Genomic DNA, 22,514 nt, shown 5'->3' on the forward strand with positions numbered 1-22,514 from the left:
AAGCCCCTTTTTTCATTTTTTTTATGCTGTACAGCACTTTTTAAACTAATAAGCTATTTTTTAACCACTTCAAAGCCTTCAACTGGTCGTTCAAGCGCCAATTTCAACACTTCATCTATCCAACGTACTGGATGAATGGTTAAATCTGCAATCACATTGGCTGGAATTTCTTCCAGATCTCGTTCATTTTCTTGAGGAATTAATACGTGCTTAATTCCGCCGCGATGTGCTGCTAATAGCTTTTCTTTTAAACCACCAATGGGCAATACTTCACCACGTAAGGTGATTTCACCTGTCATAGCAACATCACTGCGCACTGGGTTACCCGTTAAGCTAGACACTAACGCGGTACACATTGCTGCACCGGCTGAAGGACCGTCTTTTGGTGTCGCGCCTTCTGGTACGTGCACATGAATATCACGTTTTTCATAAAAGTCGTTATTGATGCCTAAATTTTCTGCTCGAGCGCGTACAACCGTCATTGCTGCTTGAATAGACTCTTTCATCACATCGCCCAGCGAACCGGTATAGGTTAATTTACCTTTACCTGCTACTGAGGTGGCTTCGATGGTTAACAAATCGCCGCCGACTTGAGTCCATGCAAGGCCAGTCACTTGACCAATTTGGTTGTTCGATTCTGCTTTGCCAAAATCAAAACGTTGTACACCTAGAAATGACTTTAAATTATCTTGGTTAACGTCAATCACTTTGACCGTTTTATCAAGCAGAATGTGCTTAACTACTTTACGACAAATCTTCGACAATTCACGTTCTAATGAACGCACACCCGCTTCACGAGTGTAATAACGAATAATGCCTAAAATAGCGCTGTCATCGACATTGATTTCTTTTGCTTTAAGGCCGTTACGTTCAATTTGCTTACTCAATAAATGTTTCTTAGCAATATTAAGCTTTTCATCTTCGGTATAACCGGCTAAACGAATAACTTCCATACGGTCAAGCAAAGGGCCTGGAATATCCATTGAGTTTGACGTGGCAACGAACATCACATCAGATAAGTCGTAATCGACTTCGAGGTAATGATCGTTAAACGTTGCATTTTGTTCAGGATCGAGTACTTCTAATAGCGCTGACGATGGATCGCCACGCATATCGGAACTCATTTTGTCGATTTCATCGAGTAAGAACAATGGGTTTTTAACGCCTACTTTGGCCATCTTTTGAATGACTTTACCTGGCATTGAACCAATGTAAGTACGGCGATGACCGCGAATTTCTGCTTCATCACGCACGCCGCCTAATGCAACACGAACATACTTACGACCAGTAGCCCTAGCGATAGATTGACCTAACGAGGTTTTACCCACGCCTGGAGGTCCTACTAAGCACAAAATGGGCCCTTTAAGCTGCCTAACTCGGCTTTGTACTGCTAAATACTCAAGAATACGTTCTTTGACTTTTTCAAGCCCATGATGGTCTGCGTCAAGTACTTCTTGTGCTTTGGCCAAGTCACGCTTAATTTTAGAGCGTTGTTTCCAAGGCACCGCAGTCATCCAGTCAACGTAGCTGCGCACAACAGTGGCTTCAGCTGACATTGGTGACATCATTTTGAGCTTATTCAACTCAGCAATGGCTTTTTCTTTTGCGTCGTTTGGCATGCCAGCGTCTTCAATCTTACGCGCCAACACTTCAAATTCATCATGGCTTTCGTCAATGTCGCCTAACTCTTTTTGAATGGCTTTCATTTGCTCATTCAAATAGTATTCGCGCTGACTTTTTTCCATCTGTTTTTTAACACGGGTACGAATACGTTTTTCAACTTGAAGCAAGTCAATTTCCGATTCCATCATTGCCATCAGGTATTCAAGACGCTCACCGACATTGATCATCTCTAGCACAGATTGCTTGTCTTCAAGCTTCAATGGCATATGTGCAGCCATGGTATCAGCTAAACGAGCGGCTTCATCAATACCTGACAATGACGTTAATACTTCAGGTGGAATTTTTTTATTTAGCTTAATGTAGCCTTCAAATTGGCCAATCGCACTGCGAACTAGCACTTCTTCCTCTTTGTCACTTAACTGTTGTGACTCGAGGTATTCTGCTGTTGCAGTAAAAAATGCCTCTTCTTGGGTGTATTGCTTGATTTTGGCTCGTTGACCACCTTCAACTAATACTTTAACCGTGCCATCTGGTAATTTAAGCAACTGTAAAATAGAGGCTACCGTACCAATATCAAAAATATCGTCTTTGGTCGGTTCGTCAAGATCAGCGTCTCGCTGAGCGACTAATAAAATTTGCTTGTCTTGTTCCATTGCCGATTCAAGGCAACGAATTGATTTTTCCCGTCCTACGAATAGCGGAATTACCATATGTGGGTATACCACCACATCTCGCAGTGGTAATACGGGGAGTTCGATATGCGCTTCACGCTCTTTAGTCATGGCTCGATTCCGTTTAATGAAATAGACTTAATAATAATTATATTGGGGTAATGTTATCAGTTTCAATGGGCAATACGAAAAAAGGAGCCCAATGGACTCCTTATTTATCAACTTACTTGCTATCAGGGCAATTATTGCTCGCCTGAAGCAACCTGTGTCTCTGTATTTTCGTAAATCAAAATAGGAACTGATTCACCTTTCACTACTGATTCATCAATAACCGCTTTGATCACGCCTTCAGTCGATGGAATATCGTACATGGTATCGAGCAAGATGCTTTCAACAATAGAACGTAATCCACGGGCACCGGTTTTACGTGACATGGCTTTATGAGCAATAGCTTGTAATGCATCATCACGAAATTCAAGCTCGACATTTTCCATCTCAAATAATGCACTGTATTGCTTAGTTAATGCATTTTTAGGCTCAGATAGAATCTGTACTAATGCCGCTTCATCTAACTCGGTTAGCGTAGCAACAACAGGTAGACGACCAACAAATTCAGGGATTAACCCAAACTTCACTAAATCACCAGGCTCTACTTTGCTAAGGATTTGTGAAATAGTCGCTTTATCTGCTTCGCCTTTTACTTCTGCACCAAAGCCAATTCCAGTCCCTGTGTGTGCACGTTGCTCAATGACTTTTTCAAGTCCAGCGAATGCACCACCACAGATAAACAGAATTTTAGACGTATCCACTTGCAAGAATTCTTGTTGTGGATGCTTTCGTCCGCCTTGTGGCGGAATTGAAGCAACAGTGCCTTCAATTAACTTAAGCAACGCCTGCTGAACACCCTCACCCGACACATCACGAGTAATTGAAGGGTTGTCTGATTTACGACTGATTTTGTCAATCTCATCAATATAGACGATGCCACGCTCGGCTTTCTCAACGTCGTAATCACACTTTTGCAGTAGCTTCTGAATGATGTTTTCAACATCTTCACCCACATAACCAGCTTCGGTTAATGTGGTTGCATCAGCCATAGCAAAAGGGACATTCAGTGAGCGTGCAAGTGTTTCAGCTAATAATGTTTTACCGCTACCGGTTGGGCCTAATAGTAAAATGTTACTTTTACCAAGTTCAACACCATCTTTCATTGCGCCATTACGTAAACGCTTATAATGATTATATACCGCTACGGCTAACACTTTTTTAGCTTGATCCTGACCTATTACGTAGTCATCAAGATGTTTGCGTAACTCATGGGGTGTCGGCAACTTGTCTTCATCACGCTTAGGAGAAATCTCTTTGATTTCTTCACGGATGATGTCGTTACACAAATCAACACACTCATCACATACATAAACTGATGGACCAGCAATGAGTTTTCTCACTTCATGCTGACTTTTTCCGCAAAAAGAGCAGTACAGCAATTTGCCGCTGTCACCGTTATTTTTGTTATCGACCATTATTCTACCTCTGTTTACAACTTAAGCTAACCTAAGCCCTGCTTGCAGATACTTATCATAACCACATTGATGACCGAACGTCTCTCAATACAGAATACCTTAATGTAACTAAAAAATCAGCTACCCGTTTTAGCCGCGACTTGTTAGTAATGAATCGACAATACCATATTCAACAGCTTGTGTAGCACTCATAAAGTTGTCACGGTCAGTATCACGCTCTAACACTTCTAGCGGCTGGCCAGTATGATCAGCTAATATTTGGTTTAATTTATTCTTGATGCCTAGGATTTCCTTAGCATGAATTGCTATGTCTGATGCCTGACCTTGGAAACCACCTAATGGCTGATGGATCATCACTCGTGAGTTCGGTAAGCAATGACGTTTACCTTTAGCGCCACCGGCTAATAAGAAGGCGCCCATACTCGCAGCTTGGCCAATACATACAGTGCTCACATTAGGCTTAATGAACTGCATAGTGTCATAAATAGCCATGCCTGCCGTTACGGAACCGCCGGGAGAGTTAATGTATAAATAAATATCTTTATCTGGGCTTTCTGACTCAAGGAATAATAGTTGAGCAACAATGAGGTTAGCCATGTGTTCTTCGACTTGGCCAACTAAAAAGATGACTCGCTCTTTTAATAGACGAGAGTATATATCATAAGAACGTTCACCTTTCGCTGTTTGTTCAACAACCATAGGTACAAGCGCATTGAGTACTGATTCTGGTGCTTTATGCATTATTCATTTCCCTAAAATAAAAATGGCCCGCATGAGGAACCTCATACGAGCCATTATAAATGGCGAACGGCTTGTTAAGTCAAGCTTAGCTTACGCTCGTCCGGTAGCCTTGTTCATAAATTCTTCAAAAGCGACGTCTTTAACGGTTACTTTTGCTGATGTTAACAAAGCTTCAACAGCTTGCTCTTCAAGCGCTACATTGCGCATGTTTTGCATAAGTTCTTTATTTGAGTTGTAGTATGACACAACTTCTGACGGATCTTCATACGCTGAAGCCATAGATTCGATCAATGTATTGACACGATCATCTTCAGCTTTTAGCTCATTGGTCTTAATCACTTCGCCTAATAGCAAACCAATCTTAACACGACGCTCAGCTTGTTCTGTGAAAAGTTCAGCCGGAAGTTCTGGCATATTTTCAGTTTGGTCACCAAAACGTTGCATTGCTTGTTGACGAAGTACATTCACTTCACCCTCTACAAGTGCTTTAGGAATGGTAATGTCGTTTGCTGCAAGTAAGCCAGTAATGACCTGCTCTTTCACATTCGCTTTTAACGCTTGCTCTAGTTCGCGAGTCATGTTTTTACGAATTTCAGTCTTAAGTGCGTCTAAGCCACCTTCCGCAATACCAAACAAAGAGGCAAACTCATCATTCACTTCTGGTAGATTAGCCGCTTGAACTTCAGTTAAGGTAATAACGAACTTAGCCGCTTTACCTTTCAAGTTTTCAGCATGGTAATCTTCAGGGAAAGTCACTTCGATTTCGAATTCGTCACCGGTTTTATGGCCGACGATACCGGTTTCAAAACCAGGGATCATACGGTTGCTGCCTAATTGAAGTTCGAAATCATCAGCTTTTCCGCCTTCGAATTCTTCACCATCAATAGTACCAATAAAGTTCATTTTAACTTTATCGTCAGCAACTGCTTCACGTTCAACCGCAGCGAAAGTAGCGTGCTGCTTACGTAACGTTTCAATCATAGTGTCTACGTTTGCATCATTTACTTCAGCTTTAGGCTGTTCAACGGCAATGTTATCTAAGCCAGTTAGTACCACTTCTGGATAAATTTCAAACGTAGCAACGAACTCAAATGTTTCGCCTTCAGTTGTACCAGGAGTAAATACTGGTGCACCCGCTGGGTTCAACTTTTCAGCCACAACCGCTTCAATAAAGTTGCGTTGCATCACTTCACCAGTGATGTCTTGACGAATGGCTTTACCATAACGCTTGTTGATTTCGCCGATAGGTACTTTACCTGGGCGGAAACCTGGAAGACGAGCACGCTTTGCTTCGCGCAATACATTGTCTTTAACCAATTTCTCGATTTGCTCAGCAGGTACAGAAATAGTTAGGCGGCGCTCTAGGCCTTGAGTTGTTTCAACAGAAACTTGCATTGTTTTACCTCGAAATATGTCTAACGTTCTTTGTAATGGTCGACAACTCAACCATTAGATATTCGTTTCTTGACCACGGGTTTAGCTCTGACACCCAGCACAGCGATATTAATGATGCTGAAGACGCTGTTGGTGCAGTTAGCTTATTTTTGATATTTATCAAGACGCGACATTATAGCTACCGTTTTTAACAGAGTCGAGCCTGAAAAGGTCGATTTACGTGATAAAAAAGCCGACTTGTGATCAATTTTGATGTGTTTGCACGTTTAATGTGCGAAATGAGATTGTTGACTTAGGCTGATAATGCTCTGCAGCAAAATAATTATCGTGACCAAAACAAACATAACGACACCCATAAAGGGTCTTTATTCGATAGTTTGAGTTAATCAGAAAAAATGGGGTGACTGATGGGGCTCGAACCCACGACAACCGGAATCACAATCCGGGACTCTACCAACTGAGCTACAATCACCACTGAAATGGTGCACCCGGCAGGATTCGAACCTGCGACCACCCGCTTAGAAGGCGGGTGCTCTATCCAACTGAGCTACGGGCGCATGGTCACAGCTAAACGCTGCATCCTGTCTGGCTGAACAAGTTTACTTGTTCTGTTACTCGCTATGATAGCAAATAACATTTAATTTGGTCGGTGATAGAGGATTCGAACCTCTGACCCTCTCGTCCCAAACGAGATGCGCTACCGGGCTGCGCTAATCACCGAAAATCTAGTTTTGTATTCGAGTTTTATATTATCGATAAACAATAACAAGGTTGTCTCGAGAACGGAGCGCATATTAACGAGTCACCTTGCTATCGTCAACGATTTTTTTACCCCTAAATGCTATATGCCGAATTTAGCAGCAAAAACTATGATTAGTATCATAGCGCGAATAGTTTATTCACTGTATTTTCCTCGTCTAGCAAATGACACTCTTCAATACGCCTGCTAGAATAACCGCCGATCGACAATTGACTTCAACACCCGCGCCACTCAAAGGAAACTCAACAGCCATGACTGCTCAAATTATTGACGGTAAAGCCATTGCACAATCTATCCGCACCACACTAAAACAAAAAGTAGCAGTACGTAGACAAGCTGGATTTCGCGCGCCAGGACTTGCGGTTCTTTTAGTGGGCAGTGATGCCGCATCTCAAGTTTATGTTGGCAGTAAACGCAGAGCTTGTGAGGAAGTCGGTTTTGAATCGCAATCGTTTGACCTCGACATCAACACTACTGAAGCAGAACTATTAGCACTAATCGACCAGTGTAATGCTAATCCAAGCATTGATGGGATCCTTGTACAACTGCCTCTACCTGATCATATTGATGATTCAAAGGTCATTGAACGTATACGTCCAGATAAAGACGTTGATGGCTTCCATCCCTATAATGTCGGCCGTTTAGCACAACGCATTCCAGTGCTACGTTCATGTACCCCTATGGGCATTATGACCTTAATCAAATCAACCGGTGTCGATACTTATGGTCTAGATGCTACCGTGGTGGGTGCATCAAATATTGTCGGTCGTCCAATGACACTGGAATTATTATTAGCCGGTTGTACCACCACAACCTGTCACCGTTTTACTAAAAACTTAGAACAAAAAGTCCGTCAGGCCGATCTGTTGGTTGTTGCGGTGGGTAAACCAGGGTTTATTCCTGGCGAATGGATAAAACCCGGCGCGATTGTTATTGATGTTGGTATCACTCGTTTGGATAATGGCCGCCTAGTGGGTGATGTTGAATTTGATATTGCCGCTGAAAATGCGGCATTTATTACCCCGGTTCCTGGTGGAGTTGGCCCGATGACCATTGCCAGTTTGCTTGAAAATACTTTATACGCTTGCGAGCACTACCATAGTTAACATCGTGCAGCGATATGACAAAAAGCCTGTATTTGCAGGTTTTTTTGTTACACAGCAACACGACTATTTAAGCTCCATATCATCCCAAGATTGCTTCTTTCGATATATCGTAGAGGGGCTGATATCTAACATAGCTGCCGCTTTTGGGATATTGCCTTCGCAAAGTTCAATTGCGGTTTCAATCGTTCGCTTCTCAGTTTTCCATAAGGCTTCAATCACGACCGTATTGATGTCACTTAATGGCGTATTATCAAGAGTGCTGTTTTCAGGTTGTGCAGAACTTGTCGGCGCAGTTTGCATAACGGCAACGGTTTGATTAGCACCATACACACTAGGAGCCTGAACCAGATTTGATAACGGTTTGCTGATTTGCGAGGGTAACATGGCTACTTCGACTTCATCGGCATTGTTCAATACCACAATTTGGCGAACAATATTCTGTAGCTGTCGGACATTGCCAGGCCAAGCATACAGTTGAAGTTGCTTTTGAGCTGCAGCGCTGAAGCCTTTAAAGTTTTTTTGTTCTTCTTTCGCGTATTGTTTTAACAGTTTATTGGCAATTAATAAAATATCTTTACCGCGCTGATTGAGTGGAGGCAACTCAATCGGGATAACATGCAATCGATAATACAGGTCTTCTCTAAACAAGCCTTCTTGCACTTGTTGCCAAGGATCTTTATTGGTGGCGCTGATAAACCTTACATCGACCTTTTCATCTTTACTTCCCCCCACTCGACGAAATACTCCGGTTTGAATAAAGCGCAGTAACTTGCTTTGTAGTTCAAGCTCCATTTCGCAGATTTCATCAAGAAAGAATGTACCACCATCAGCTTGTGTTGCAGCCCCATCTCGCTGACTCACCGCCCCAGTAAAAGCGCCTTTGGTATGACCAAAAATCTGACTCTCGATCAACTCTTTTGGGATAGAAGCACAATTGAGTGCTATGAATGATTTATGCTTGCGATTACCAACATTATGAATAGCTTGTGCACAGACCTCTTTGCCAGTACCGCTTTCACCAAAAATAAACACCGAAGCCTTACTATTAGCGACGCAATCAATCGTTTTATACACGGTTTGCATGGCTAATGACTCACCTATAAACCCTTGATAGTTGGCTTTGGGTAGGCTGTTTTCATACTGTGTAACCAGTTTAACTAATTGCCTTTGCTTCAACGCGTTACGTAACGTTATCGCTAAACGTTTACTGTCAAATGGCTTAACTAAAAAATCAAACGCGCCGGATCGCATGGCATCTACAGCAATATCAATAGTGCCGTGAGCGGTGATCATTATCACTGTAATATCTGGATGGCTTTCATTCACCTGAGCAAGAATATCCATTCCAGACATATCAGGCAGTTTGATGTCTAGAATAAGTATATCTGGCGGTTGACGATGTATTTCTGTTAGCGCATCTTCACCATAATGCACTAAAGTGACATCGGCACCTTCGCTGTATAAGTATTCGGTATAAAGCGCCCCTAAAGATATACTGTCTTCGACTAAAACGACTCGAAATCCCATAATGTTCCTTCAGTTGTTGAAATGAATCTTCAATCATCTAATTGATAAATTTGTTTAATTACATCAACACTTTGATTTGCTATGACAATAGTCTGTTCTAATAATTCTGCTATGGGATCCTTGCCCTCTCTTGAAGCCACTTCTAACGTTTTAGCGGCTTCATACAATGCTGCAGCCCCAAAACTACCAGAACTGCTTTTTAGGGTATGAGCTTCATCTTCAATTCGACTCATGTCACCGTCAGGTCCTAGTCTTTGTAATGTTTCTATTCTCATTTGTACTTCTTGGCAAAAGACCTTTAGCATCTTCTTTAAGGTTTTTTCGCCAATAACATCGACTAAATTAGCTATTACATCAAAATTTAATAGGCCAATGTTCATCTTAGTCTCTTGCAATGTATTGCTTTGGACAGCAGCAATATCATTGTTTGGCGACAGTGATAAAGATAAATTCATGTTAATGTCTTCCTCAGATTGTTCCTCTGAGGGGCAATTAACACTATGCGGTAATTCAAGCGCCATCTTTTGCTGCGAAGTTATTTCGACTTGATCGTCTGGCTCATCGCGTGTTGATGTTTGCGCTTTATTGACCCACTTAGCGACACCGTCGATCAAATCTTTGCTATTGACCGGTTTACCAATAAAATCAAGCATTCCTGCCTGAGTACACGCCTCTAACTCTTCTTTGAATACATTGGCTGTCATCGCCAGAATAATTTGTTTAGGTTTTTGCTGTAAAATAAGGCTTGTCGCCTCTAACCCATCCATTTCTGGCATACGAATATCCATTAAAATGATGTCATAGTCAGTTTTAAGCGCCATATTAACCGCTTCTACACCATTATTAGCATACTCAATATTAGCCCCCTGTTTAGTCAACATCGTTCCTGCAACCATTTGATTTGCAGGACTGTCTTCAGCCAAGAGGATTTTACAGTGTTGAGGAAATGAAAAATTATCTCGCTGTTGCGATTCAAGTTTGGTTTCTTGGGTTGCCCCGCTGATTAGATTTAGCAACATCGCGCGACTAAGGGGTTTGTTAACAACTTGCTCTATGCCCATTTCATTTAATAGTTGCGACACTTGAGTATTCACTCCAGTGCTCAATGCAGCTAAAATACCTTGTGGAAATAAAAAGTCATTATGTAAAATTTTCAATAACTTTCTATCAACCGACATAATGTATGAATCATCGAGTAAAATGAGGTCAAACAGTCCCCGAACTCGAGATAGTTTAAAAATGTTAGCGACATCATTTATATACGTTGTTTTTACACCGTATTGGACATACTGTTTTTTTACCAATTTGCACAATTGCTCATCAGGGTGAATAATCAGCACTCGAGAATGTTCAGGTAATTTTGCATAATGATTTATTGCTTTGGTACTTTTATCTAGCGTCACAAACAAATTGAATCGGCTGCCTTTACCAAGTTCACTTTCCACCGAGATATCACCATCCATCATCCGTACCAATTCGGCACAAATTGCTAACCCTAAACCCGTCCCCTTATAATTAGTGGTATGGGTGTCGTGAACTTGGGAAAATTCAACAAATAGCTTTGTCTGAGCATCCTCACTGATACCAATACCTTGATCTGATATTGAACAACATAGCTCAACGCGTTCTTTATGACTATCAGGTATCCACATTTCTACAGTAATACAGCCTGAGTTTGAAAACTTAATCGCATTGTCAACTAGGTTATGGATCACTTGACGAAGCCGCTGAGGATCACCGACTAAACGCTGTGGAACATTGCGATTAATATAACTGGCAAGATGCACGCCTTTTTCTAATGCTTTATTGGCAAGGATTTGCAGCACCTGAGCTACTAGGTTATCGGGTTCAAACTCATGAGACTCAAGCACCATTTGCCCAGCTTCAATTTTGGAAAAATCTAAAATATCGTTAATGGTATTTAATAGCGCATCGCCCGCTTCTTTAGCCGTTGTAACATAAATTCGTTGCTCTTTTTGAAGCGACGACCCCAAAAGTAATTCAACGCTACCCAGCACGGCATTTAATGGCGAGCGGATTTCATGACTCATGGTGGCTAAAAAGCGTGATTTTGCTTTACTGCCGGCTTCAGCTTGCTCTTTGGCAAGCCGCAACTCTTCTTCTTTTGATTTTTGCTCAGAAATATCCCGTACAAATGCGGTAAATAAAATATCATCTCCCAGCTGAATAGGTATGACCCTTAACTCAATGGGAAACTCTTTACCGTCTTTATTGTGGGCGGGTACCTCAATCCGTTTGTGCAACACAGCCCCTTTGGCCGTTTGCCGATAATGTTCCATACCCTTTCGATGAGCTTGTTGAAATGCCTTAGGAATAATTAAATCCTCTAAGTATTTACCTAACACTTCTTCGCGGGAATAACCAAAAAGCTTAATCGCTGCTGGATTAAATTCTTCTACGCTACCGGTAATATCAATAGTAATTAATGCATCTTGGCTTGCCTCAAGCGTCGCCAGTAAAATTGACTGGCTTCGTTCAGCCGCTTTCTGATTAAGCTTTATTGCAGTAAGATCTTTAATAAATCCCAAAAATAAAATGTTGTTATCAATGACCATTTTAGACACTGACAATTCAATAGGAAATTGATGTCCGTCTTTGTGCTCAGCAATTAACTCTCTACCGGTACCGATTATCTTAGCTTCAGCCCCGTCAAGGTAACGCTTTATATAGTGGCCATGCATTTCTCGATCGGCTATTGGCATCAGTATCGAAACATTTTCACCCACCAGCTCCTCGTTACTATAGCCAAAAAGACGGGTTACAGATTTATTCACTTCAGTAATCAAGCCGTTAACATCAATGATAACAAATCCGTCAGCAGCTGATTCTAAAATAGTATTTAATCTGACGTTTGCTCCCGTTAAGGCATGAGCTCTTGAATCAATATTTTGTACCATTTGATTAAAAGCAGTGGTGGTTTGAGCAATTTCATCTTTACCGACAACCGGTATTTGTACCCCGGTTTTACCTTGCAAAATAAGTTTTGAGGCGATTTGTAATTGCATCAGATTACGAGTCAAATACACAACTAATAACCAAGAAAATAGTGCGGCGAGGAGTATTCCAACAACCGCAATAGATAAAAGTCGGCTAGAAGCTTGGATTAGAAAGGCATCAAATCCAGAGCGATCAAATCCGATTTGAACAGCCCCAATATCAAGCCCATCTTTAATTATTGGCCTGTTTATATCAAAAATATTGTTTTGTTCATCAATTTGGCCTACTTCATCAACGCCCCATATAACATTGCTGGACTCTTTGTGCATTGCGACGATAAGTTGATTATTTTTAAAAATATAAACGTAGCTGACTTCTTGTTTGTGACTAAGCTCTTTGGCTAGCTCTCTTAAGGTGGTTTTATTCAACTCATTTAGCGCATCTTTAGCCGCTACCGAAAATAAGCTCGTGGTTAGGCTCGCTCGTTTCTCAATTTCAGACTGGTTAGATTGTTTGAGGTAATCAATACTGGTGTAGACCAAAATAAATAGCAATATGGCTTCAATCAGTGCCACTCCTATAATCGTTTTTAATCGAAAAGACAAATTCCCTCTCCCTTACGGACCAGCAAATAACGTTGATAAACGTCTTATACAATTACTATGGATGAGGCTGTTGCATTTTGCAATAACGACATTGCAAATTGAAAATTGAAAACAGGTATAGCAAATAAATTTTCACAAGATCATGTTTTAAAAGTTATTTGAAGAATGGAATAGTTATTGCTTGTAGTTATTGATTGTAGTTATGGGTTAATAGTTATTGCTTGTCGTTATGGGCTAATAGTTATTGATTGTAGTTTTGGGTTAATAGTGGAATTAACACCGAAGACACAGTGTGAAGGTTGATCAGTAAACCTTCAAAGGTCAACATTGGAGTAAAACATGAATCTGGCTAAGTTAACACACACTATCAATATACTGCTCGCAGAAGACTCGACAAGCGAAAGACTGTTTATCGCAAGTCTGTTGGAATTGCTGCAGGTTGAAGATTGCAACATCGTATTGCATCAGTGTATCGACGGGCAACAAGCCTTATCCTTGTGTGAAAATCAACCCATTGATTTACTCATCAGCGACTGGCGTATGCCTAAATTAACTGGGATTGCCGTCTGTGAATTATTGAAACAAACTGATTCACCTCCTTACATACTGTTACTTACCGGTAATAATGCAACCGATGACCTCATTTATGCATTAGAGTCTGGAGCAGATGATTATTTAGCTAAGCCTTTTGAACCCAAAGTGCTAAAGATGCGTGTCATCGCCGCGATTCGTCTGATTAAGGCACAACAGATAATGAAAGCACAAAATAATGCACTTAATCAGGCATTTCATAAAACACAAAAATTACTTGATCAGAAAAAATCTGAATTGAAACAAGCCGCTCAATTGCAACATGCATTATTACCTGACAAACGATTCACCTTAGAAAATTGGCAAGTGAATCATTATTTCGCTGCAGCAAATGAGTTGGCCGGTGACATGTTTCAATGCTTTACTATTGACGGCCAATGGATCGGATTTTTCTTAATCGATGTGTCAGGTCACGGCGCGGGGGCCGCAATGCAAAGTTTCGCCCTGGCACAATCATTAAACCCAAGTCGAGTAGATTGGCATCAATCTCCAGCAATACTAATGGATTACATTAATCAGGTTTTTTCAGACCCCTGCCAGCACGGCCAATTTGCCACGATGATAATAGGAAAAATCAACAGTAAAAGTGGCCAATATGAAATGTGCAATGCCGGTCACCCACAGCCCTTTCTCATCAGCCAACATCGCTGTGAGTCACTCGATATCCCTTCGAGTTTACCCATTGGTATTGATGAACATACTCAATATATCGACTGCCAAGGTCACCTAACTGATGATGAACATCTAATGATTTTTTCTGATGGTATTTATGAAATTAACCATCCGAAGTTGGGTATGTTTGGGCTTGAACGGCTCAAAACATTATGCATGGTCAACCACGCAATTAGTGGTGATGCGATGATCCATCGTATTCGTCATGCATTGTCAATGTGGCAACAAGGTGAAGCACAAGACGACATGTCACTTATGTTGTTTTCCAACAGACTGTGGCACCAGAAAAAGTCTGTTGAACACCAAAAAAGCCATAACCAGCAAAGCCATCAGGCGAACAAAGCGGTTAATTCATCGGGATCCATAAGTGATAAAATGCCATAAGGAGCGCATTATGAATAGTTTACAATTAAACTTAACGCCTCAAATTATTGAGCAGCAGCAATTTTGTATCGAACTAGAACAATTTATGCTGAACAACCAAGTATGTGATAAACAGCGTTTTAAAGTCATTACCTGTACGTTAGAAGGCGTCAATAATATCCTTCAACACACAAGCTGTGATGCTGCCAACATTACCTTATTAATGCACTGTAATACCGATAGCGTCATCGTCGACTTACTTGATAATGCTCTTTATACCGAATTACCCGCTTTGATTGATTGTCCTGATCAAAATGAGGAACATGGTCGGGGTTTATGGATAATGTATAGTTGGATGGATCAGGTGTGGAATCAACCCACAGTATTAGGCAGCCACCTAAGAATGAGTTTATTAAGAAACTAACCCACTTACTGACAGAAATAACGATTACGAACCCTTTATAACAGCAGTAAATTAGTCCAGCTTACTGCTTTTTAAAATCTTCGCTGCACGTCAGAACTGACTTATCACTAAAAATAACCCCCTCCGGCATGCACCAATGCATTGCAATCTGCAAAATCTCACCCTCAATTTGCAATAAACACTCTCTAATACATGCAATCAATTGAAATTAAACAATAAAATAACTGGCACATATACTGCAATATCTTTTAGTAATTAAAGATATTCTCAGCCGATGATATAAAAATCAATGATTGATAATACCAATATTCACTTTGTTACATGATAAATCAGAGGGCGACATTATGAACTTCGAATTAAAAGCACAACAACACGCGAGTGTAGTTCGCTTACCAAGAAAAATGGTAATGGCACAAACGCCAACATATAGAGCCGCTATTTTAGAATACATCAACAAGGGTAATACTCGACTGGTCTTCGACATGAGCCAGCTTGAATACATTGACTCAAGTGGGCTTTCAGTTTTGATTTCTGCACGTAAAAATACCATGCATTACCATGGGAATATTGTGTTGTTAAATCCAAATTCTAGCGTGAGAGCATTAATTGAGTTAACTCGGTTGCATCATATTATGGATATTTATGAATCTGAAGAGCAAGCGCTTGATGGGCTGCGTGAAGATACGCCTTTAAAAGAAATAACCCGCTAGTGTCAATACGGGCAGATTGTTGGGCTTTACTTATTAAGGAATTTATCATGACAAACTTATCCCACGTTACGCTCATTGGATTATTTTGCGTAAGTGTTTCAGCTTGCGTCACCCCCAATAGACCAGCAAGCCAAGATATTTGCCAGTTAACTACCTCTAGTGAATGCCACTATTTTGGTCAGCACACGCCTTATGATCGACAGATCAGTGCCCAACGTCCAAATAATCTTAAATTGGGCTTAATCGAAAACGTGCCAATCAATAATTCCTACATTAATGCAAACAGCCATTTGCTCACTAAAGAAGGTGTTAAGGCGCAACACCTTGCCCCGGGCTTAATTGACTCGCAATGGCAAAAAGCCCAACTGAAATTGTCGGTGGGTGACAAATTAGATATTAATATTTTAAACGGTGAAGATTTCAGTAAAGCCGTTGAAATTGATGCCGATGGCAATATCTACCTGCCATTCATTCAAAGTGTATCAGCAAAAAACCTCACCTTAATACAATTGAACGATGCCATCAGGCATCAATTGATCGTTGAAAAACTGATGCAACCTGCTGCTATCCGTATCAGCATTGTGCCCATCAGTTGGGCCCCGATTAATATCACCACTTCTGGCGCGGTATATGAACCTGGTCAGCACATGATTAATAAAAAACAACCCATTGAAACTAAAGATGACGGAAGTGATTTTTCTGGTGATCAAGCCACTGAGCGAAGCATTGATGCAGCGCTTCGTTCTTCTGGAGGTATTCGTCCAGATGCCGATTTAACGGCGGTGAATGTTATTCGTGATAATCGGATATACCGCATCGACTTAACAGGTGTTTTAACCGGCGAATCGATTCAAGAGTTTACCTTAATGGCAGGGGACAAAGTGTATGTCCCCTCAACAAACCAATTCAATGACGAATTGGCTAGACCATCGCCGATTACAACACCGGGTATTCGAGTATTTATGTCTAACTTAACCCAACCAGCAAGTTCAAACAGCCAATCAGCAGTAGACAGAGAAGCCACCCGATTCCCTTACGGTACACGCTTACTTCATGGCGCCATTGCAGCCAACTGTGTCGGCGGCGCGCAATCAACCAATGCCAGCCGTTACATATTATTAGTGACCAAAAATCCATTATCGAATCAGATGGATGTAGTCGAACGTTCGATTGATGGGTTAATACAGCAATCTTGGAAAAATAATATGAACCCAGTGTTATTACCGGGTGATGGCATTGCCTGTTATGACTCAAGAATGACCAACTTCCGTGAACTTGCACGTAGCCTAACCGACGTCATTATTCCAAGCAGCTTAATTGGCTGGTTATAAGGAGCATGTCATGGATAATATTATTGAAGATAAAAACCAGCAAAAAAGGGCACACAGTAACAATGAAGCTGATTATCAAATCAATGATGCCAAAGATAATAGCTTAAGCGAATTGGCTTACTTATTTTGGATAAAACGGGCAGCATTGGAAGGCAGTAAACTCACCCCCAAAGCACGTAAGCGTTTATATCTTAAAACGGCAATGATGAGCTTATTAATTATCTGGGTAATGACGTCGATATTACTGGTGATTAAACCCACCTCTTACGTGTCAAAGTGGATATTAATCTTGCCCGGTAATGGCGCAGGAGCATTAGTTAACCTAGATAGCGTAGGCCAAGCAACCAGCTCATCTAGCTCACCTTATTTGAGTTCGGCAATTGATCCTCGAGAAAATTATAAAGCCATATCAAGCAGTGATATGTTAATGACTCAGGCAGCAAAACAATTAAAAATGTCCGTTGCAAAACTCGGTAAACCAAAGCTTAAGTTACCCAGCCAAACGGGCCTAATGGAATTTAGCGTTAAAGGCGGTACAGCTCAAGAAGCGCAAGATAAAGGTTGGGCATTATATCGTTCATTACAACAGCTGCTCAGCGACCTTCGTACCGATGAAGTGAATCTTCGAGATAGTGGCATTAGTCAAGGTTTAGCGGGCTACAATAGCAAAGTAAAAAAGACTCAAGATGCTATTTTAGCCTTTCAGTCAGAACGTGGTTTAGTATCACTTGATCAGTTTAAAGAACTCGCATTAACCATTGAGCGATTACGCCATGGTCGGGTCAATATGCTGTCTACTTTAACCGGGATTGAAGCGGAAGAACAAAGTCTACATCAACATTTAGGAACATCATCTGATGAGGCCGCAGCTCTGTTAAAGCTGCATAATGATAAGCTCTTTCAGCAGCTATTAATGGCTTACAATGACACCATGGGCCAACAACATGCCCTATCCGCTCATTATGGAACTAATCATCCACAAATAACCAGTTTACGTGCCGAAGAAACTAAATTACAAACAGCCTTAGAAGCGCGTATAACGTTATTATTAAGACAAAAACAGCGTATACAACAAACTAAGCTACTGAATATACTGATGTTAAAAGACATTGATGGCCGCGCAGAGTTAATGGGGCAACTGATACAACTAAGGGCTAAACATCTTGGTTTAAAGCAACAACTTAGCACATTGGATGAACAAATTGTACACTGGGAAATCCGTTTAGACTTGTCTAATGATGATGCCGCAAAACTAGAAGATTTACATCGTGCTCATCAACTGGCCACCGCGGTAATGACCTCTGCTGTAGCCAAAATGGATGTAGGAAAAGCGGATATTTTTACTGCCTATCCGTTATTGCAATTACTGTCGCCACCTTCATTTGCTTCTAAAGCAGATAATTTGGCGACCATGTTATTACTTGTTGCGGCCTTTTGCGCATCGTTTATGGCAATAATAGGACTGAGTATTTTATGGATCCGCAAACCGTTACTCCGCAAAATGCTGACGAAAGAATCGTCTACAAAGCCATAGTCTATAGCTATTTGTTTTGGCTAGTGGGAGCCCTTTATATTATCGCTCCGGTTATTGCTTGGATTTTATTTTGTCGCTTACTGGTCAAAAAGCTGTCTTATCAACCCGCAAGTACCATCAGCTTAACCCTGTATATTTGGTTATTAGGTATGTGGGTGATGTTAATCGCCCTTATTGTTGGCCATCTTGAACAGAGCTTGGGCATAGCCAAATTAATCAAGTCGAGTATAGGCTGGGCTAAGGGATGGGCTTTATTGGCTATTTTTCCTGTGATTGGTTGTTTAGACATTAGGCCGCAAGTTATTTACCGAGCGTGTTGTCAAGTCTGCAAACATACCGTTATATTGCTGCCGATATTTGTACTGGCATGGCTACTTAAATTACCCAGTACCTTATATGTTTCCCCATTAAGTATTATTGGTGGCCCAGGGCCTGAGTTTTTCTCATTAAGCTTATATGAGATAGATCCTGGCAGTGGGATCCCGCGCTGGCGTTTATTTACACCTTGGGCTCCCGCATTAGGGATGTTGGGCAATTTATATTTTATTTTTGCACTGCAAGAGTCTTCTCGTCGTTGGAAACGTTGGGGGGTTATTGGCAGTTTACTTATGGTGCTAATGTCTCAATCTCGGCTGGCCTTAATTTGCTATATGGCCTTATTTGGCTACTTCTCGATGCTAAAATTTGTCCGTACCCCACTCCTGTACTTTATATTATGCCCTATCATTTTAGCGACTGGATTTGTTGGTGAATCCATTCTGAATAAAATAACCATGACTATTGCTGCGGTGAAAGGAGCCAGAGCAGACTCCACTCGGGTTCGACAGTCCTTAGCTGATATTGCTGTTGAACGATGGTGGAACGAAGCGGTTATGTTTGGTCATGGTATTGTTGAGCGAGGACCGCATATGGTGGAGTTTATGCCAATTGGTTCTCACCATACTTGGTATGGGCTATTATTTGTCAAAGGTTTGGTGGGGGCTATAGCACTGGCTATTCCCATGCTAGTGACATTTGTGGTGTTATTGCTGAGGATTTTTACCCACCCATTGGCAAAAGTAGGCATGGCGATACTGATGCTGTTAATGCTATACACTTTTGGTGAAAACTTAGAAATTCTCGCTTATCTATTTTGGCCTGGGTTGATCATTTTGGGCAAAGCGCTTATTGATCCACCGACCGCGCCATCGCACCTTGTTGACACCAAGCAGTAAATCAATTTCATCAAGGTCATTTACTCATCAAGTCTATCACTTAGCGATATTCGTTAAGTGAACTACTCTGCGACTTTCGCTCCGCCCGGATCACAGGGTTTTCTCGACAGATTCAATAAATAAAGCTCACTCCCTCCAGACTATCGAACGTTGCATTTTGCTTTTGCAATCTGCAACACGACCTTTTACAAATCGCCATTCTCAATTAAAAAAACAAATAAACCATATAAAACAATGCATTAAAACATGGCACAATTTATGTATTAATCCCTACGAGGCATAGCATCTATGCAGTAAATTACCGTGGGATTAATATGAAAAACTGGCACGTTAATAAGTTATATCAATCAAGCCAACTCATAAATCAAGGCTTTGCGGGGTTGGGAAAAAGTATGATGTGGCTTGGTTCTGCGCAATTTAGTGGCCGAATGATCCGCTTAGTTTCCAGTGTTATTTTAGCGCGTTTATTAATGCCCGAAATTTTTGGCCAAGCAGCAATCGTACTCACCCTATTTGAACTCATTTGCACCGCCACTCGCCGTATTACCTCAGCGGCATTAATTCGCATGGATGATCAAACCTTTTCCGACCACTTTAACAGTGCAAACTGGGTCAATATCATCGTCTGCATCATTGCCTTTTTGCTTATGGTGGCGATTAGTTTTCCATTAGCGAACTACTACCAATCTCCTCAATTGGTTATGCCTATCGCGCTAATGGCGACGAGCTTTTTATTTCTACCAATGGGTATGCAGTATGCAACATTAAATTTGCGTAGAAATAATATGCGTATTGTGGGCAGAGCTAATTTATGGCAGACCCTAATAGATGCGTTTTTAACGGCCACATTGGCATTATTAGGCTTTGGAATTTGGGCCATTATTTTACCCAAAGTTCTGGTTATTTTTATTTGGATTGCGATCCATCGTTATCAAAATCCTCTTCCTCAAACGCTGTCTACTTCGAACACCTTTAGGGACATCAACTTGGTTAAAATAACCTCGTTGTTAGCTTTTGGTATTCCGGTGAGCTTAAGCGATCTCACCACCACCCTTAGACAAAATATCGATTACTTGCTAATTGGTTTCTTTATGGGGGTAGAGACACTCGGAGTGTACTTTTTTGCTTATAACATCAGTTTAGGGATCAGCCTTGGCTTAATACAAAGTTTTGGCACCGCGTTTTACAGTCACCTTTGTCAACGCAGTTCTTTACAACGCGATCTTTGTGCTAAATATCTCAGCAGCATTGCAGCCATTATGGCGATAACCATCCCGATAATTTTATTACAAAGCCTGTTATCACATTGGTATGTGCCCATGGTCTATGGCGATAAATGGCTCGCAACGGATGCTGTGAGTGTATTCCTGTTTTTGTGTCTGAGTGGTTTAGCAAGGCCATTAGGCGAAGCCGCTAGTCAATTATTGCTCGTTAATGGCTTAAGCCAAGTCAATTTGAAAATCAACCTATTACTAACCGCTCTATATGCCGTGGTCATCAGTATTGCTTGTCAATATAGCCTCGTTGCCGTAGCTCAAACAGTAATGGTCACCTATCTCATCACGTTACCGCTAGTGAGTATTTATAGCTATCAAAGAGTGTTTAAAAGCACTCTCCAATTAAGCCCTGTAGGAGAATCATCATGAGCCCTAAAATCTCTGTAATCATGCCCGTTTATAATGTGCAGAAATTTGTAAAACAAGCCATTGAATCTGTTTTAAGTCAAACGTTTACTGATTTTGAACTTATCATAATTAATGACTGTGCGACGGACAATAGTCTGAGAATTTGTCAGAAAATAATCGATCCTCGTATCCGTATCATTAATCATATTGAAAACAAAGGACTGGCAGCTGCTCGTAATACCGGAATTCGTCATGCTTTAGGTAAATACGTCGCCTTTATTGACTCCGATGACATGTGGCATACAGAAAAACTGCAGCGTCACTGCACCCATTTAGACGAAAACCCTAAGGTGGGGATCAGCTTTTCACGTTCAAGCTTTATGAACTATGAGGGCAAAACGATTGATTTTTACCAAATGCCACAGTTAACTAATATTGATGCTGCACATTTACTTTGCCGTAATCCGGTTGGTAATGGCTCAGCACCCGTTATCCGTCGCGAAACGTTGGATGATATTCGTTTTCAAGCGGTATACAAATATGAGTTGTACTCATGTTATTTTGATGAAAAATTTCGTCAATCTGAAGATATCGAATGTTGGCTGCGTATTGTGGCAACCACTAAGTGGAAAATGGAAGGATTGCCGCAACCGTTAACTTATTATCGACTTAACCATGGCGGATTATCCGCTAACTTACTAAAGCAGCTTGCCTCTTGGGAGCAAATGATCAACAAGGCAAGATATTTTGCTCCTAAACTATTAAAACGTCATGAAAATGTTGCACGAGCTTATCAGTTACGTTATTTAGCTCGTCAAGCAATAAGAATGAAAGATGGCAAAATGGCAGCCAAATTAGCCACCCAAGCATTGCAAACGTCACCTAAAATTCTAATCGATGAAATGGGCAGGACAATTAGCACTGTGAGTGCCGCTTATTTACAATGGATACTGCCGGCAATTTGCTACCATTGGTGTGAAAGTGTAGGACATAAAATCATTGGTTTAATCCAAAAATACAAGATTATCCGTGACGGCGTGTCATCCGCGTTCTTATAACAAGGTTCATTCAAGCAATATCATCTGATTGCAAGCTGCTTTGCAAACTGCAATCAGGTGAAACAAACCCAAACAAATCAAAA

15 protein-coding genes and 3 tRNA genes are annotated in these 22,514 nt (G+C 41.1%); 9 read left to right on the plus strand and 9 right to left on the minus strand.

The window, feature by feature from the left end; all coding sequences use genetic code 11:
- Positions 1-53: 53 nt before the first annotated feature.
- The 7 genes from lon to AAEY93_RS02685 form a co-directional block, all read right to left on the minus strand.
- The gene (gene lon / locus AAEY93_RS02655) at positions 54-2,405 is read right to left on the minus strand and encodes an endopeptidase La (protein ID WP_101030324.1); all 2,352 of its coding nucleotides are present in this window, start codon (positions 2,403-2,405) and stop codon (positions 54-56) included.
- 131 nt (positions 2,406-2,536) lie between these two features.
- Complete coding sequence (gene clpX, locus AAEY93_RS02660) at positions 2,537-3,817, minus strand: ATP-dependent protease ATP-binding subunit ClpX (RefSeq protein ID WP_101030323.1); 1,281 nt, start codon at positions 3,815-3,817, stop codon at positions 2,537-2,539.
- A 129-nt stretch (positions 3,818-3,946) separates the two neighbouring features.
- Positions 3,947-4,558, minus strand: a complete 612-nt coding sequence (gene clpP, locus AAEY93_RS02665; RefSeq protein WP_101030322.1) for an ATP-dependent Clp endopeptidase proteolytic subunit ClpP — start codon at positions 4,556-4,558, stop codon at positions 3,947-3,949.
- A 90-nt stretch (positions 4,559-4,648) separates the two neighbouring features.
- Positions 4,649-5,953, minus strand: coding sequence for a trigger factor (tig, locus tag AAEY93_RS02670; RefSeq protein WP_101030321.1), 1,305 nt, complete (start codon positions 5,951-5,953; stop codon positions 4,649-4,651).
- Between the two features lie 396 nt (positions 5,954-6,349).
- A tRNA-His gene (locus tag AAEY93_RS02675) sits at positions 6,350-6,425 on the minus strand.
- A gap of 8 nt (positions 6,426-6,433) precedes the next feature.
- Positions 6,434-6,510, minus strand: a tRNA-Arg gene (locus tag AAEY93_RS02680).
- A gap of 86 nt (positions 6,511-6,596) precedes the next feature.
- Positions 6,597-6,673: transfer RNA gene (locus tag AAEY93_RS02685), tRNA-Pro, on the minus strand.
- Positions 6,674-6,964: 291 nt separating this feature from the next.
- Here AAEY93_RS02685 and folD point away from each other — a divergent pair.
- Positions 6,965-7,819, plus strand: coding sequence for a bifunctional methylenetetrahydrofolate dehydrogenase/methenyltetrahydrofolate cyclohydrolase FolD (gene folD / locus AAEY93_RS02690; RefSeq protein ID WP_124013378.1), 855 nt, complete (start codon positions 6,965-6,967; stop codon positions 7,817-7,819).
- A 63-nt stretch (positions 7,820-7,882) separates the two neighbouring features.
- Here folD and AAEY93_RS02695 read toward each other — a convergent pair whose 3' ends face one another.
- Both AAEY93_RS02695 and AAEY93_RS02700 read right to left on the minus strand, forming a co-directional pair.
- Positions 7,883-9,346, minus strand: coding sequence for a sigma-54-dependent transcriptional regulator (locus AAEY93_RS02695; protein WP_124013379.1), 1,464 nt, complete (start codon positions 9,344-9,346; stop codon positions 7,883-7,885).
- Between the two features lie 29 nt (positions 9,347-9,375).
- Complete coding sequence (locus AAEY93_RS02700) at positions 9,376-12,909, minus strand: PAS domain S-box protein (protein ID WP_351074815.1); 3,534 nt, start codon at positions 12,907-12,909, stop codon at positions 9,376-9,378.
- A gap of 339 nt (positions 12,910-13,248) precedes the next feature.
- Here AAEY93_RS02700 and AAEY93_RS02705 point away from each other — a divergent pair, with 339 nt between their 5' ends.
- The 8 genes from AAEY93_RS02705 to AAEY93_RS02740 all read left to right on the plus strand — a co-directional run bounded on the left by AAEY93_RS02705 (position 13,249) and on the right by AAEY93_RS02740 (position 22,431).
- Entirely contained in the window at positions 13,249-14,556 is a 1,308-nt protein-coding gene (locus tag AAEY93_RS02705) for a SpoIIE family protein phosphatase (RefSeq protein WP_351074817.1), read from the plus strand.
- A 10-nt stretch (positions 14,557-14,566) separates the two neighbouring features.
- Positions 14,567-14,959, plus strand: coding sequence for an ATP-binding protein (locus AAEY93_RS02710; protein WP_101030316.1), 393 nt, complete (start codon positions 14,567-14,569; stop codon positions 14,957-14,959).
- Positions 14,960-15,303: 344 nt separating this feature from the next.
- On the plus strand, positions 15,304-15,669 hold the full coding sequence (locus AAEY93_RS02715) for an STAS domain-containing protein (RefSeq protein WP_124013382.1): 366 nt from the start codon (positions 15,304-15,306) through the stop codon (positions 15,667-15,669).
- A gap of 47 nt (positions 15,670-15,716) precedes the next feature.
- Positions 15,717-17,000 (plus strand): polysaccharide biosynthesis/export family protein, encoded by a 1,284-nt coding sequence (locus AAEY93_RS02720; protein ID WP_351074820.1) that lies wholly within the window; start codon positions 15,717-15,719, stop codon positions 16,998-17,000.
- A gap of 10 nt (positions 17,001-17,010) precedes the next feature.
- Positions 17,011-18,534: a GumC domain-containing protein gene (locus tag AAEY93_RS02725; protein WP_351074822.1), complete on the plus strand. Its 1,524-nt coding sequence runs from the start codon at positions 17,011-17,013 to the stop codon at positions 18,532-18,534.
- Positions 18,474-19,748, plus strand: coding sequence for an O-antigen ligase family protein (locus AAEY93_RS02730; protein ID WP_351074824.1), 1,275 nt, complete (start codon positions 18,474-18,476; stop codon positions 19,746-19,748). Before AAEY93_RS02725 ends, AAEY93_RS02730 begins: the two co-directional genes overlap by 61 nt.
- Positions 19,749-20,062: 314 nt before the next feature.
- On the plus strand, positions 20,063-21,394 hold the full coding sequence (locus AAEY93_RS02735) for an oligosaccharide flippase family protein (protein ID WP_351074826.1): 1,332 nt from the start codon (positions 20,063-20,065) through the stop codon (positions 21,392-21,394).
- Positions 21,391-22,431, plus strand: a complete 1,041-nt coding sequence (locus tag AAEY93_RS02740) for a glycosyltransferase family 2 protein (protein WP_101030311.1) — start codon at positions 21,391-21,393, stop codon at positions 22,429-22,431. The genes AAEY93_RS02735 and AAEY93_RS02740 overlap by 4 nt, the downstream gene beginning before the upstream one ends.
- The last annotated feature ends 83 nt before the right edge of the window (positions 22,432-22,514 follow it).

The sequence above is a fragment of the Shewanella sp. CAL98-MNA-CIBAN-0140 genome (genome assembly GCF_040309905.1).
Lineage (GTDB): Bacteria > Pseudomonadota > Gammaproteobacteria > Enterobacterales > Shewanellaceae > Shewanella > Shewanella psychromarinicola.